General features: G+C 73.3%; 15 protein-coding genes and 1 pseudogene. 8 read left to right on the top strand and 8 right to left on the bottom strand.

Annotated features, from left to right (window positions below; translation table 11 throughout):
- Window positions 1-7 precede the first annotated feature (7 nt).
- The 4 genes from HD593_RS29645 to HD593_RS29630 form a co-directional block, all read right to left on the bottom strand.
- On the bottom strand, window positions 8-778 hold the full coding sequence (locus tag HD593_RS29645) for a TetR/AcrR family transcriptional regulator (RefSeq protein WP_185105308.1): 771 nt from the start codon (window positions 776-778) through the stop codon (window positions 8-10).
- 192 nt (window positions 779-970) lie between these two features.
- A complete protein-coding gene (locus tag HD593_RS29640; protein WP_185105307.1) occupies window positions 971-1,291 on the bottom strand; it encodes a hypothetical protein in 321 nt (106 codons plus the stop codon).
- A gap of 119 nt (window positions 1,292-1,410) precedes the next feature.
- Window positions 1,411-1,914, bottom strand: a complete 504-nt coding sequence (locus tag HD593_RS29635) for an alpha/beta fold hydrolase domain-containing protein (protein WP_185105306.1) — start codon at window positions 1,912-1,914, stop codon at window positions 1,411-1,413.
- A gap of 101 nt (window positions 1,915-2,015) precedes the next feature.
- The gene (locus HD593_RS29630) at window positions 2,016-2,870 is read right to left on the bottom strand and encodes an alpha/beta fold hydrolase (RefSeq protein WP_312903796.1); all 855 of its coding nucleotides are present in this window, start codon (window positions 2,868-2,870) and stop codon (window positions 2,016-2,018) included.
- Between the two features lie 128 nt (window positions 2,871-2,998).
- Between HD593_RS29630 and HD593_RS29625 the strand changes: the two genes are divergently transcribed.
- Window positions 2,999-3,433, top strand: coding sequence for a hypothetical protein (locus tag HD593_RS29625; RefSeq protein WP_185105305.1), 435 nt, complete (start codon window positions 2,999-3,001; stop codon window positions 3,431-3,433).
- Window positions 3,434-3,721: 288 nt separating this feature from the next.
- On the opposite strand, the gene HD593_RS29620 is transcribed toward HD593_RS29625, so the two are convergent.
- Window positions 3,722-4,720, bottom strand: coding sequence for a DsbA family protein (locus HD593_RS29620; protein ID WP_185105304.1), 999 nt, complete (start codon window positions 4,718-4,720; stop codon window positions 3,722-3,724).
- Between the two features lie 74 nt (window positions 4,721-4,794).
- Between HD593_RS29620 and HD593_RS29615 the strand changes: the two genes are divergently transcribed.
- From HD593_RS29615 to HD593_RS29590, 6 genes are all read left to right on the top strand, one after another.
- Window positions 4,795-5,364 (top strand): TetR/AcrR family transcriptional regulator, encoded by a 570-nt coding sequence (locus HD593_RS29615; RefSeq protein WP_185105303.1) that lies wholly within the window; start codon window positions 4,795-4,797, stop codon window positions 5,362-5,364.
- A 30-nt stretch (window positions 5,365-5,394) separates the two neighbouring features.
- Complete coding sequence (locus HD593_RS29610; RefSeq protein WP_185105302.1) at window positions 5,395-5,979, top strand: Chromate resistance protein ChrB; 585 nt, start codon at window positions 5,395-5,397, stop codon at window positions 5,977-5,979.
- Window positions 5,976-6,404 carry a YkvA family protein gene (locus tag HD593_RS29605; protein ID WP_185105301.1) on the top strand — a complete coding sequence of 143 codons (429 nt, stop codon included), beginning with the start codon at window positions 5,976-5,978 and terminating at the stop codon, window positions 6,402-6,404. The genes HD593_RS29610 and HD593_RS29605 overlap by 4 nt, the downstream gene beginning before the upstream one ends.
- A 410-nt stretch (window positions 6,405-6,814) precedes the next feature.
- Entirely contained in the window at window positions 6,815-7,792 is a 978-nt protein-coding gene (locus HD593_RS29600; RefSeq protein WP_185105300.1) for a small ribosomal subunit Rsm22 family protein, read from the top strand.
- A 114-nt stretch (window positions 7,793-7,906) separates the two neighbouring features.
- A complete protein-coding gene (locus tag HD593_RS29595) occupies window positions 7,907-8,722 on the top strand; it encodes a tRNA(His) guanylyltransferase Thg1 family protein (protein WP_185105299.1) in 816 nt (271 codons plus the stop codon).
- An 89-nt stretch (window positions 8,723-8,811) separates the two neighbouring features.
- On the top strand, window positions 8,812-10,635 hold the full coding sequence (locus HD593_RS29590) for an ABC transporter ATP-binding protein (protein ID WP_185105298.1): 1,824 nt from the start codon (window positions 8,812-8,814) through the stop codon (window positions 10,633-10,635).
- A gap of 22 nt (window positions 10,636-10,657) precedes the next feature.
- Here HD593_RS29590 and HD593_RS29585 read toward each other — a convergent pair whose 3' ends face one another.
- Complete coding sequence (locus HD593_RS29585; protein WP_185105297.1) at window positions 10,658-11,236, bottom strand: TOPRIM nucleotidyl transferase/hydrolase domain-containing protein; 579 nt, start codon at window positions 11,234-11,236, stop codon at window positions 10,658-10,660.
- Between the two features lie 56 nt (window positions 11,237-11,292).
- Between HD593_RS29585 and HD593_RS65210 the strand changes: the two are divergent.
- Window positions 11,293-11,451, top strand: a pseudogene (locus tag HD593_RS65210) (hypothetical protein); the annotation flags it as partial.
- 47 nt (window positions 11,452-11,498) lie between these two features.
- On the opposite strand, the gene HD593_RS60455 reads toward HD593_RS65210, so the two are convergent.
- Both HD593_RS60455 and HD593_RS60450 read right to left on the bottom strand, forming a co-directional pair.
- Window positions 11,499-11,711 carry a hypothetical protein gene (locus tag HD593_RS60455; protein ID WP_221525039.1) on the bottom strand — a complete coding sequence of 71 codons (213 nt, stop codon included), beginning with the start codon at window positions 11,709-11,711 and terminating at the stop codon, window positions 11,499-11,501.
- Between the two features lie 138 nt (window positions 11,712-11,849).
- The gene (locus HD593_RS60450) at window positions 11,850-12,854 is read right to left on the bottom strand and encodes a phosphotransferase family protein (protein WP_221525038.1); all 1,005 of its coding nucleotides are present in this window, start codon (window positions 12,852-12,854) and stop codon (window positions 11,850-11,852) included.
- Window positions 12,855-12,863 lie beyond the last annotated feature (9 nt).

Raw genomic sequence — 12,863 nt, 5'->3', positions numbered from 1 at the left:
CGGCGGGTCAGCCGGGTGGCTGTGCCTTCGCCACGGTCGCTTCGATGCCGTCGAGCAGCACGTTCAGGCCGATCGCGAACGTGTCGCCCGCGCCGGGCTCGCCGCCGTCCTCGGACTCCACCCACGCCACCATCGGGTACTGGTCGGTGAAGCCCGGCGCCACCTCCTCCAGCAGGTGCGAGCGGGTTCGCCACCACTCCTCGTCCGACACCCCGGTCGCCGAGGGCGCCAGCCGCGACTCGGTGACCGTCCTGGCCGCACCCCGTACGAAGTCGAACAGCAGCGACACCACCCCGCGCGTGTCACGCGGCCCCAGCCCCGTGGCGCGCAGGATCGACACCACGCTCTCCAGCGTCGCGAACTCGTTCGGCCCCAGCACCGGCCGGGCCTGCGACACCTGCAGCACCCAGGGATGGCGCAGGTAGAAGGCCAGCGTGTGCTCCGCCCACGAGGCCACGGCCGGGCGCCAGCCCGCGCGCGCGTCGTACGCGGTGGGCAGTTCGGCCAGCACGCGGTCGTACATCAGGTCGACCAGCTCGCCCTTGTTCGGCACGTACGTGTACAGCGCCATGCCCGTGCGGCCCAGCCGTTCGCCGACCTTGCGCATGGACAGCGCCGCCATGCCCTCGCTGTCGGCCACCTCGATCGCGGCCTCGATGATCACGTCCACGCTCAGCCCCGGCTTGGGGCCCGGCCGCACCTCGTCCGGCTCCCCGCCGCTGCGCCACAACAGCGCCATCGACCGCCGCGCATCACCCTGACCTGCGAAGACGACCAACGCGGAACTCCCGGGGCGGACAATTCCTTACGCCATAAGGATATCAGCCGTGCCGATCATGCGATGGGCCGAGTCGTCCAGAGAGTACTCGATGGAACCGGGGAGGGCCGGCTGAGGAGCCCGAACGGCGGCTGTCCCGGCCCCGCGCAGGGCGGGTACCGGGACAGCCGTACGCCGAAAGCTCAGCTCTCGTCAGTCGCCAGCGAGGTCGTCGGCGTCGTCGCCGCCGTCGTCGCCGCCGTCGTCATCGCCCGCCCAGTGTTCCCGGTAGTCCTTGGACTCGAACTTCTTGCAGACGTCGGCGTCGCGGGTGCCGGCGAAGACGCCGTGCTTGGTGACGTGCTGGTAGGTCGAGTCGTCGTTCATGCCCAGGCCGCAGTGCTGCGGGTGCTTGACCCAGTCCTCGGCCCAGGCGTAGTCCTTGCCGTCGTCGGCGACCGCGGAGCCGGCCGCGCCGAACAGTACGGCCGCGGCGAGCAGCGCCCCGCCGGTGGCGGTGAGGCTCTTTCTCATGATCTCCCCCTGTAATCACGGAGTGCCATCGGCCATCACTATACGTAGCGATCTTGAAGCTTCCAGCAGCGCCACACCGGGTTTTCGCTCAATAGTCCGCCGAAACCCGAGCCCGGGTGTCACCCCGCCCGGCCGAAGAACCCGATCAGCTCCGGCGCCAGCACCCCCGCCTCGACGTCGTGGAACCCGCCGGGCAGGCTGCGCCGCGCCGCCCCCGGCACCGCCTGCGCCACCTGCCTGGACGCCGTACGCAGGCGGTCCGGACTGGCCAGGCTGTCGACAACGAGGGCCGGCACGGTGACGGCGGCGTACCGTGCAAGATCGGCCGCGTTCGTCACCGCGGCGTCGTACACCAGGGTCGGCGCGATCGCCTCCAGCACCGGCCGGAACGGCGATTCCCGCATCCCGGAGATCATCTCCTGCGGCAGCCCCACCGCCGCCTGGAACGCCTCCACCGCCTCGCCCCGGCGCCCCTCGCACACCAGCTTCCGCAGCCGCTCCAGCAGCTCCGCACCCTCCTCGCCACCGGCCGGCGGCGGCTCGAACAGCGCCAGCCCGGCCACGCCCACACCCCGCAGGCTCGCCTCCAGCGCGAGGAACGCGCCGGAGGAGTGGCCGAACACGTACGCGCTGCCGCCGGCCTGCTCGACCAGCGCGGCAAGATCGCCGACCTCGGCCGTGACCTCCGCCTGGACCCCCGCCTGGACCCCGTGCTGGTGGCTGGTCAGGTGGCGAGGACCTCCCGGAGGAAGGTCGTCAGGGCGTCGGTCACCTCGCGCGGGCGCTCCAGGGGCGGCAGGTGGCCGGTTTCCGGGAGGTCGAGGCGGCGCGCGCCCGGGATGCCCTCCGACAGCAGCGCCGACACCTCCTGGATGCCCGGAACGTCCGAGAGCCCGTTGATCACCAGCGTGGGAGCGGTCACCTCGGGCAGGCGGGTGGCGGCGGGCGGGACGAGGTGCCGCTCGGTGGATCTGGGGCCGGACCAGGAGCGTTCGAACACCAGCCGGCACATCTCCACGGCCGCGTCCCACACCGGCGCCGACAGCGCGTCACGGCTGCGATCGGGCCCGGCGACCTGCCAGAGCGTGTGCGCCTCCGCCATCGCCAGCACGTCGGCGGGGTCCACGTGGTCGGCGGTCCCGGCGCGGTAGCGGGCCAGGCGGTCGGGCGGCACCGAGGAGTGCACCCGTTCGGCGGCCTGCTCCAGCATCGCGGGCGGCCACTGGTGACCGGACAGACCGGAGCAGATCAGGGCCAGCGCGGCGACCCGGCCGGGCGCGGCCAGGGCGGCCTCGACCGCGTACGCGCCGCCCATCGAGCAGCCCACCAGCGCGGCCCGGCCCACGTCCAGGGCGTCCATGAGGGCGAGCAGGTCCTCGTGGTGGCAGACCTCGCCGGCGGCGTCGCCGGAACGGCCGTGGCCGCGCCAGTCGTAGCGGATCACGCGGTAACGCTCGGCCAGGGCGGCGAACTGGTGCTCCCACATGCGCATGTCGGCCACGCCCGCGTGCACCAGCACGACCGTGCCCGCCGGCGCCGGAGGGCCGGCCTCCTCGTATGCGAGGTCGAGATCGTCCACGAGGTGCACGTTAGCGGGGGTGGCGGGGGTGCCGGGCGGATGTTCGCCACGGGCACAGCTCGCGCGGGGGAGGGGGATCCCCCCTGTGGGGGAGCCCGGGCGGAGGGGTGGGCGGAAGAGTCGAGGTCGTGAAATTTGCGTATCTGGGCATCGGGTGGAGCGGGTTGTACGTGGCCTCCAAGGTCGTTTACGCCTTGGAGGGGCGGCTGGGGGTGACCGGCGGGCCCGTGGTGTCGCCGGAGAGCTACCTCGCGTACGGGGCGGGTGAGGTGGCGCTGGCCCAGTGGGGGAATGCGGGGGCCGGAGCGCTGGTCATGGTGGTCCTGCTCGCCGGACGCTTCCGTGTCGGCGGGCGGTGGGCGTACGGGATGCTGCTGGGCGCGCACGGGCTCTGCGCCGCGGTGGCGGCGGCCGGTGGGGCGGGCATGCTCGGCGGCGCGCTGCTCACCGACCGGGGAGGCGCGCTCTTCGGCGGGTACTGCGCCGTGTGGGCCGCCCTGCTGCTCCTTGCCACCCGCGACCTGCGGCAACGTCACCGGCTGGCCGCGCCGCGCCGCGTCTGATCACCGGGAGCGGCGGACGGCGATCCGCAGCGCCTGATCAGCGGCAGCGGCGCCGGCCACCCTGCGCGCATCTGAACGTCGGTGACTGCACTGGCCGGCTGCCCTGCCCTGTGCTGCCTGTGCTGCCTGTGCGCCTGAACGTCGGCGACCGCACTGGCCGTGCGCTGTGTTCGGACGTCGGCGACCCCGCCAGGCATGACTGTCGGGCGCGACGGCAGGCGATCGATCGCCTGCCGTCGCGGCCGCACCGTCCCCCTGAGGCGCGGCGGGCGTGGGAGGTGGTGAGGGTCAGCCGGTCGCGTAGTCCGGGGTCATGACGGCGGCCAGGGTGAGGTGGGAGGCGGCCTCCTCGTGCCGGCCCTGGCGCTGGAGGGTACGGCCCAGCAGGTGACGAGCGTAGGAGTCGTCCGGCGACTCGGACACCAGGGACTCCAGTGCCGTGCGCGCCCGGTTGAGCTGGGCCGAGGCGAAGTACGCCCGCGCCGCCAGCAGCCGCACGCCCCGGTCGCCGCCGTGCTCCTCCATCAGGGGCCGCAGCAACGTCAGCGCCCCGAGCGGGTCGCGCTGGTCGAGCAGCGACTCCGCGTACCGCAGCCGCTCCACCTCGGCGGGCAGGTGCCGGGGCGTGTGCCGGGCGGCGTCCTCCAGGAACTCCCGCAGCGCCTCCGGCGGCTGCGCGCCCTCCAGCGCGAGCCCGTTCGCCACGATCGTGGGCGACGTGCGCACGCCCTTGGCCTTGCCGACGAGCAGCAGCTCGCGCACCAGCTCGGCCCCCGGGAGGGTCTCCAGGGAGGGCTCGCCGGTGTAGCCGGCCTCCTCGGCCAGCCCCGCCTCGGTGGCGATGGCGGTCAGTACGGCGAGGTCGCTGATGTCCTGGACGTCCACGAAGTGCGCCCGCAGCACCCGCTCCACCACGCGGTCCTGCAGCTCGGCCCCGCCCCGCTCGTACGCGAGCGCGATCAGCCGATGCGCCTCCAGCGTGCCGGCCCGCCACCCGGAGCCCCACTGCTCGCCGAGCCCCTCGGCGGCGGCCACCTCGGCCACCCGCGCCCGGTTCTCCATGGGCGACAGCCCGGGCGCGCACGCGCGCAGCGCCTCGTCGGCCATCGGGTCCCGCAGCAGGTCCGCCATGGGGACGGCGCGCGCCGGCGCCGACGGATCGATCTGGTACGGCCGCCAGACCACCTCGACCGGCTCCCCCTCCCAGGAGGCCAGCGCCTTCTCCAGCCGGCGCTTCCCGATGTGAGCCCATCCGCAGACGACATCCGCCCAAATCTCCACTCTCATGCCGCCAATGTATGCGACAAATGTTGAATAGTCAACACATGTCGCTTAAGCGATGGATGTCGTATAGTGGAGGTGTGAACCCGCATGATCCGCGCGCCCAGCGCACCCGCGCCCGCCTCAAGGCGGCCGTCCTGGAGCTGGCCCTGCAGCAGGAGCTCGCCAGCATCACGATGTCCGCGCTGGCCAAGCGCGCCGAGGTGAACCGGGCGACGGTCTACCTGCACTACGCCGACGTCGACGCGCTGGTCACCGACGCCATGGAGGACGCGGTCGCGGCCGTCGCCAGGGCCGCCGCCCTGTGCCCGCTCGACGACCCCCGCGACCGGGCGCCCGGCCCGCTGGTGGAGCTGTTCGAGCACGTGGCCGTCAACGCGGGGCTCTACCGCCGCATGCTCGGGCCCCACGGCAGTGCCCGCTTCGGCGCCCGGATGCGCGAACGGCTGACGGCCGAGCTCGCCCAGCGCTTCGCCGATGGCAGCCGTCCCCTGGGATGGGACGACGTGCCGGTGGACATGCACGCCGCCTACCTTTCCGGCGCTCTCGTCGGGGTGATCGCGCACTGGGTCGCGGAGGGCGGACCCGCCGAGGAGGCGGCGCTGGCGTTCTGGCGGCTCTTCCGTACGGGCTGCCAGGCCGCTGGGTGACGCCGACTGTTACGGATGTAACATCGCTATGTGACGGGCGATACGGAAGGTCCGGGCTGGTTGCTGGTCAGCGTGTCCACCGCCGGCGCCGCGCCGACCCTGCGCGTGCAGGTGTGGCGCAAGCTCCGCTCGCTGGGCGCGCTGTACCTGCAGCAGTCGGTGTGCCTGCTGCCCGAACGCGAGCAGACCGTGCGGCAGTTGCGCCGGCTGCTGGACCGGGTGCACCAGCAGGGCGGCAACGGCCGGATGCTGCGGCTGACCCTCACGGACGCGGGCGAGGAGCGGCAGATCGTCGGCGAGTTCAACGCCGCCCGCGACGCCGAGTACGCCGAGGTGCTGGAGCGGCTGCCCGCCTTCCGGCAGGAACTGGCGGCCGAGCGGGCCCGGGGCCGGGCGACCTACGCCGAGGTCGAGGAGTCCGAAGCCGACCTGGAACGCTTCCGCTCCTGGATGGCCAAGATCGCGGCACGGGACTACTTCGGCGCTCCGGCCGGGGCCGCGGCACGGGCCGCCGTCGAGGACGCGGCCGCCGACCTGGCCGCCTTCGAGCAGGCCGCGCTCGCGGCCGAAAGCCCTGCCGAGGAGCTCGGCGAGCAGGAAGGAACCCGGCGATGACCGGGGTCCGGGGCTGGGACCTGCTGATCGGGCTCGTCGTCGCGCTGCTGGTCGCGTGGCTGGTGCTGATCGCGACGCTGGCGATCGTCCGGCCCCGCGGCGGGTTGCTGCGCGAGGCGCTGCGGCTGCTGCCCGACGTGCTGCGCCTGGTGCGCCGCCTGGCCGCCGATCCCGAGCTGCCGCGCGGGGTACGCGTGCGGCTCGCGCTGCTGGTGGCCTATCTGGCCCTCCCGATCGATCTGGTGCCCGATTTCATCCCGGTCCTGGGCTACGCCGACGACGCCATCATCGTGGTCGCCGTGCTCCGCTCGGTGGTGCACCGCGCCGGGCTCCAGGCGGTGCGCCGGCACTGGCCCGGCACCGACGACGGCTTCGCCGTCCTGGTACGGCTGGCCGGGCTCGGAAAGCCGCCGGCCGTCTCCTGATCGCGCGCACCGTGCGGCATGGCCGATAATGTCCACGGTTGTCTTCGCGCGATTGATGGGGGTTCGTATGCGCCTCGCCAAGGTTTGTGCCGCTGCTTCGAGGCGAGAGTGCCCCACGCTCTAGCCGGTCGGCCGGTCACCACCGGGATCATGCCGCCGAGTTGGCGCCGCCGGGCGCGCGTGACGGCAGGCTCAGGCCGCCGGAATTCGTGCCGCTGGGCGCGCGTGACGGCGGGCTGAGGCCGGCGGGTTCGTACCGGCGGGCGAAGGCTCCTCGCCTGCAGCGGTCGCTCGCGTAACCGGCCGTTTCCCTCCCCACGAGGAGCCCTTCCGCATGCCTTCATGCCCGCGCGTCCGGCGCGAACCTCTCCCGACCATGTCCGACCCCCGCGCTTCAGGTGAACCCAGCCATGCTCCCCGATGACCTCAGAACCGCCCTCGACCAGGCCGTGGCCCGCTTCTCCCCGCAGGAGCTGTCGGACGCGGTGACCCGGCTCACCGAGCGCTACCGCGTCGCCGGCGTCTCCACCGGCGGCAACCACCTGCGCTCGCCCGCCGACATCGCCGCCTACGCGGCCTACCGCATGCCCGCCACGTACGCCGCCGCATCCACCGCCATGCACCAGGCGGCGACGCTGACCCCCGGCTTCGAGCCCCGCAGCCACCTCGACGCCGGTGGCGGCACCGGCGCGGCGATCTGGGCCGCGGCCGGCATCTGGCCGTCCATCGAACGCATCACCGTCGTCGAGCACGACGCGGACATCATCGACCTGGGCCGCCGCCTGGCCCGCGGCGGCCCCGAGCCGCTGCGCGGCACGACCTGGCGCCGGGCGTCCATCGGTGCGGGGCTCGACCGGCCCGCCGCCGACCTGGTCACCATGTCGTACGCCCTGGGCGAGCTCCCCGAGCCCGACCGCGCGGGCGTCGTCAAGTGGCTCGCCGAGCAGGCCGCCATGGTGATCATCATCGAACCGGGCACCCCGGCCGGCCACGCCACCGTCGCCGCGGCCCGCGACGTCCTCGCCGCCCAGGGCCGCACGATCGTCGCCCCGTGCCCGCACGACGGTGCCTGCCCGATCCAGCCGGGGCGCGACTGGTGCCACTTCTCGGTGCGCCTGCCCCGGACGTCCCTGCACCGCCGGATCAAGGCCGGCACGCTCAGCTTCGAGGACGAGAAGTTCTCGTACGTGGCCGCCGCCACCGGCAGCTGGCCGCGCCCCGCCGCCCGCGTCCTGCGCCACCCGCAGAAACGCAAGGGCGTGGTCTCCCTGCGCCTGTGCACGGACGGCGACGGCCTCCGCGACGTGATCGTCTCCAAGCGGCAGGGAGACCTCTACCGCCAGGCCCGCGACGTGGACTGGGGCGATGCCTGGCCACCCGCAGGCTGAAGGCGGAGGGAGGCTACCGGCCCGCCGGAAGAAATCGAGCGGAACCGGGCGGGCCGGTCCGCCATGCTGGTGTGGGCCCGACCCGAGCACCCACCACCACGGCCAGGAGGCATCGTGAGCGACAAGACCGGCCTGGGCGACCGCATGAAGGGCTACGAGGCGGTCACGCGCACGCTGCTGCCGCGCCGCACGTACGCCGTGGTGCGCGTCGACGGCCGGGCGTTCCACCGCTACCTCAGGCACGCCGCCCGGCCCTTCGACGACGCGGTGATGCGCGCCATGGACGCCGTGGCGGAGGCCCTGTGCGCGGAAATGTCCGGGAGCGTCTTCGCCTTCACCCAGTCGGACGAGTGCAGCGTCCTGCTGACGGACTTCGACTCGGCCGGGACACAGCCGTGGTTCGGCGGCGTCGTCCAGAAGGTCGTCTCCGTCGCCGCCTCGACGGCGACGGTGGCCTTCAACCGCTCGTACGGCGTGCCCTCCGAGCCGGCCGAGGCCGGAGGGCACGCGACGTTCGACGCCCGCGTCTTCACCATCCCCGACGTGGTCGAGGTCGCGAACTACTACCTGTGGAGACAGCGGGACTGCGTCCGCAACTCCATCACCATGGCGGCGCAGACGAAGTTCTCCCACCAGGAGTTACGCGGCAAGTCCACCGGCGACATGCAGGAGATGTTGTGGTCCCAGTACGGCGTCAACTGGAACGACTACCCCGGCGGAGCCAAGCGCGGCCGGGTGTGCGTCCGCCACACCGAGGAACGCGACGTCACCTGGACGGAGCAGCGGACCGGCCGGCCGACGACGGCACGGGCCGTGCGGTCGCGCTGGACGTCCGAGGCGGCGCCGCACTTCACCGCGCAGCCGGACGGGTGGCTGGCGGCCGTCATCCCGGCCATGCCCTCCCTCGCGCCTCCGGCGGAGCTCTCGTGAGCACGCCGCCAGGGATGGCAGCGGTTCGTCCCCACACCGCCAGCTGAGGGGCCGACCCAGCGCGGGCGGGCGGGCGAGCGTGTGGTTGCATGATCCACGCCGTCACGCCGCCGATCGTGACGGCAGGAAAGGACACCCTCGCAGTGAAACCCCCCTCCCACGTCTCCGCTCTGATCGACGGCGCCCACCCGGCCCGGTCCGTCGCCCGGCTGCTCGCCCGCCGGCCCGGCCGCATGTCGCTGGCGTTGCTGGCGTTCGCGTTCAAGGAGATCCCGCTCTGGTTCCTCCCGGTCATCACCGCCGCGATCATCGACGTCGTCGCCGATCGCGGGTCCCTGGCCGCCGTCCTGTGGTGGTTCGCGCTCGCGGGCGTCCTGCTGCTGCAGAACTATCCGAACCACATCCTGTACACGCGCAGCTTCATGACGGTCGTCCGCGACATCGGCGCCGACCTGCGCAACGCGCTGGCCGCGCGGCTGCAGAGCCTGTCGATCGGCTACCACACCCGCGTGAGCTCGTCGATCGTGCAGAACAAGGTGGTGCGCGACGTCGAGAACGTGGAGCTCATGCTCCAGCAGGTGACCCATCCGCTGCTGTCGGCCACCATGGTGCTCATCGGCGCGATCTCCATGACCGCGATCGCCGTGCCGCAGTTCCTGCCCGTCTACGCGCTCACCGTCCCGATCGCGCTCGTGCTGCGCACCGCGCTCGGCCGGCGGTCACGGCGCCGCAACGAGGCGCTGCGGCGCGAGATGGAGGGGCTCGCCGCCCGGGTCGGCGAGATGGCGTCCCTGATCCCCGTCACCCGCGCGCATGGGCTGGAGGAGACCGCGGTCACGCGCGTCGCCTACGGCGCCGACGGCGTCCGCAGGGCCGGCCTGCACCTGGACATGCTCAACGGGCACGTCGCCTCCCTGTCCTGGGTGACGATGCAGCTCCTGGGGGTCGGCTGCCTGGTGCTGGCCGCGATGTTCTCCCTGACCGGCCTGCTGCCGATCACCGCGGGCGAGGTGGTGCTGCTGTCGAGCTACTTCGCGCTGCTCACGCAGGGGCTCACCCAGTTGCTGCTGCTGATCCCGGTCGGCGCGCGCGGCGTGGAGTCGATCCGGTCGATCGCCGAGGTCATCCAGGAGCCGGACCTCGAGCAGAACGAGGGCAAGCGGGTCGTCGCCGCCGTGGACGGCGCGATCCGGCTGGAACGCGCGTCGCACCGCTACCCGGGAGCGGACGAGGACGCCCTGCACGGCATCGACCTCGACATCCCCTCGGGCACGACCGTCGCGTTCGTCGGCTCGTCGGGCTCGGGCAAGTCGACGCTGCTCAACCTGGTGCTCGGCTTCGTACGGCCGACCGGTGGCCGCATCCTGCTCGACGGCGCCGACATCCAGGAGCTCGACCTGCGTACCGTCCGCCGCTTCGTCTCGGTCGTGCCGCAGGAGTCCGTGCTGTTCGAGGGCACCATCAGGGAGAACATCGCCTACGGGCTGCCGGAGGTGCCCGGCGAGCGGATCGCCCAGGCGCTGCGCGACGCGAACGCGTGGTCGTTCGTGCAGGACCAGCCGGACGGCTGGGACACTGTCGTGGGGGAGCGGGGCGCGCGCCTGTCCGGCGGGCAGCGGCAGCGGCTCGCGATCGCCCGCGCGCTCGTCCGCGATCCGCGGATCCTGCTGCTGGACGAGGCGACCTCCGCGCTGGATTCGGAGTCGGAGGAACTGGTCAAGGATGCGCTCGCCCGCCTCATGCGGGGACGGACCACGCTCGTCGTCGCGCACCGCCTGTCCACCGTACGGCAGGCCGACCGGATCGTCGTGCTCGACCGCGGCCGCGTCGTCGAGCAGGGCACCCACGACGAGCTCCTGGCGGCCGGCGGCCGGTACGCCCAGCTCCACCTCACCCAGGCCGGCCGCGCCTGACCCGCCGGGCCGGAGGCGGGCGTCACCCCGCCGGGCTGCTCACCAGGTGGTCCAGCAGCAGGTCCAGCGGCCGGGGCACCCGATCGAGGTCGAGTGCCTCGACGAGCAGGCCCGAGTAACGGATCTTCCGCCCGCTCCCCGCCCCCATGAACCGGCGCAGCTGGTCGTGCGGGTCCCTGCCGCGCCACGCGGGCTGCATCTGCAGCGTACGGAAGGAGCCGAGGTCGCCCTCGGAGTCGACGACGCGCTCGACCGCGTCGGTGCCGAGGGCGCGGATCAGCTCGTCCTCCAGGTCGGCGACGCACACGAAGAACCCGAGCGTCTCCAGATCGGCCCGGCTCGGAGCGGAGCCGAGTCCGGCGCGCTCGATGGCCCTGCGGTAGTCGCCCTCCTCCCTGGCGTCGCACAGGCCGGCCAGCCGGAGCCGGCGGCCGGCGGGCCCGAGCCTGCCGACGAAGGCCCCGATGTTGGTGGCGCCGCCCATCGCCACGAGGGAGATGCCCTCGGCGCCCAGGTCCAGGCCCCGGCGCCCGGCCAGCGTCTCGATGGCCGACTTGTCGCTGGCTCCCTCGACCAGGACCACGGTTCGCGTGTCGATCACCAGTCCAGCCTCGCACACCAGGCCGGGCGAGCGTTCGTGTGCCCCCTACTCTATGACTGAATATCCGATCTAGTCATAGGGTCATACATGGCTGTGGCATTCACCGCGGAGGCCGGGAGCGCATCACCGCGTCCCCGCTCCGCGCCGCGGAAGAGCTCTTCGCCACGCAGGGGCTGAAGAAGACCTCGCTGGACGAGCTGGTCGCGGCCTCCGGCATCGCCAAGGGCAGCTTCTACGCCTTCTTCGAGTCCAAGGAGGAGCTCTACAAGGAGGTGATGATCCGCAAGGCGCCCATGCTCGGTGAACGGCTCGCCGCCGCGCTGGACCGGCCGCCCAGCGCCGAGGCCCTCACGCACCTCATGCGCGAGCTGATCGAGGTGCTCACCACCGACCCGTTCCACCGGCGGCTGCTCACCAGGCCCGACGAGCTGGAGGCGGTGGCGCGCAGGGTCGGCGGCGAGCTCGCCCGGGTCACCCCGTACCTGCTGAAACCGCTGCTCGACCGCTGTGTTCGGCGCGACCCTGGTCACGGTGGGCCAGCTCTGGCGCATCGACCGGCTCGGCCGGCTCTACCTGGCGCACCAGGCCACGTCCGGCGAATGACCTCGGCGTTTCACGTCAGATCGGACCAAGGGGGCGGGGGCGCCGAGGCGAAGAAGCGGAGCAGGCCCAGGAGCCGGCCGGCCGGAGGGGCGGTCCAGTGGCGTTCGCCCGGGCGCGGCACCGGAGCGGCCAGGCGGCCGAGAGCCCAGGCGAGGTGGAACCAGAGCACCCGCGCCTCCCACCCCGGCGCGCCCGCCGGGATCCCCTCCCGGTAGCCGTCGAGCATGGCGGGGACGCAGTCGAGCGGCATCTTGGCGAAGTCGGCGGCGGGGTCGGCCCAGGCGGCATCGCCCCAGTCCACGATCCCGGCCAGCCGGGCCGTCTCCGGGCGGACGAGCAGGTTCTGCGGCGCGACGTCACCGTGGATCAGGACCAGCGGCGGGCTCTCCGGCAGGTGCGCCGACAGCCGCTCCAACCAGCCCCCGAGCCACCGGCCAGCCTCCGCGTCGATCCAGCCCTCCTCGACCAGCCGCCCGGTGAGCGCCCCCGGATCCACGCCCCCATCGTCCACCGGAACGGCGGCGAGGCTCGGCGAAGCGGCGTCCAGGCCCGGTTGGTCTGCAGCGAGAGCCGGTGGGGCGGGCGGGATCGGCGGGGTGGCGGCGAGAGCCGGTGGGGCGGGCGGGGACAGCCGGTGCAGTCTGCCCAGCTCCCGACCCACCTGCCGGAGCAGCGGCGCCATCCCGGGCGCGCGCGGGCCGAGCCGGGCGAGATCCACCCCACGCGTCCGGGTGAGCACCATGTACGGCACCCCCACCTCCGACCCGGCACCGTCGAAGGCGACGACCTCCGCGGTACGCACGCCGGCCCGCACCGCGACCGGGATGACCGCCGCCTCCTTGACCAGGTCCGGCAGGAACCGCTCGTCCCGCGGGATCCGCAGGACCAGCTCCTCCCCGAGCAGGAAGACCCGGTTGGCCACCCCCTCGGGCAGGGGCCGCACCTCCCCGGCGGCGACACCGTGCCGCCGGGCGATGGCGGCCAGGATCCCGTCACTCGTCTCGTACGAAGCCATGATCGAGAT

The sequence above is a fragment of the Nonomuraea rubra genome (assembly GCF_014207985.1).
GTDB classification, from domain to species: Bacteria; Actinomycetota; Actinomycetes; order Streptosporangiales; family Streptosporangiaceae; genus Nonomuraea; species Nonomuraea rubra.
This window is presented reverse-complemented; position numbering and strand designations above follow the sequence as displayed.

Bases quoted from the DNA above. Each gene is read 5' to 3' on its own strand.
- HD593_RS29600 (WP_185105300.1), top strand. From the start codon at position 6,815: ATGCTCCCCGATGACCTCAGAACCGCCCTCGACCAGGCCGTGGCCCGC.
- HD593_RS29640 (WP_185105307.1), bottom strand. From the start codon at position 1,291: ATGAGAAAGAGCCTCACCGCCACCGGCGGGGCGCTGCTCGCCGCGGCC.
- HD593_RS29590 (WP_185105298.1), top strand. From the start codon at position 8,812: ATGATCCACGCCGTCACGCCGCCGATCGTGACGGCAGGAAAGGACACC.
- HD593_RS60450 (WP_221525038.1), bottom strand. From the start codon at position 12,854: ATGGCTTCGTACGAGACGAGTGACGGGATCCTGGCCGCCATCGCCCGG.
- HD593_RS29605 (WP_185105301.1), top strand. From the start codon at position 5,976: ATGACCGGGGTCCGGGGCTGGGACCTGCTGATCGGGCTCGTCGTCGCG.
- HD593_RS29620 (WP_185105304.1), bottom strand. From the start codon at position 4,720: ATGAGAGTGGAGATTTGGGCGGATGTCGTCTGCGGATGGGCTCACATC.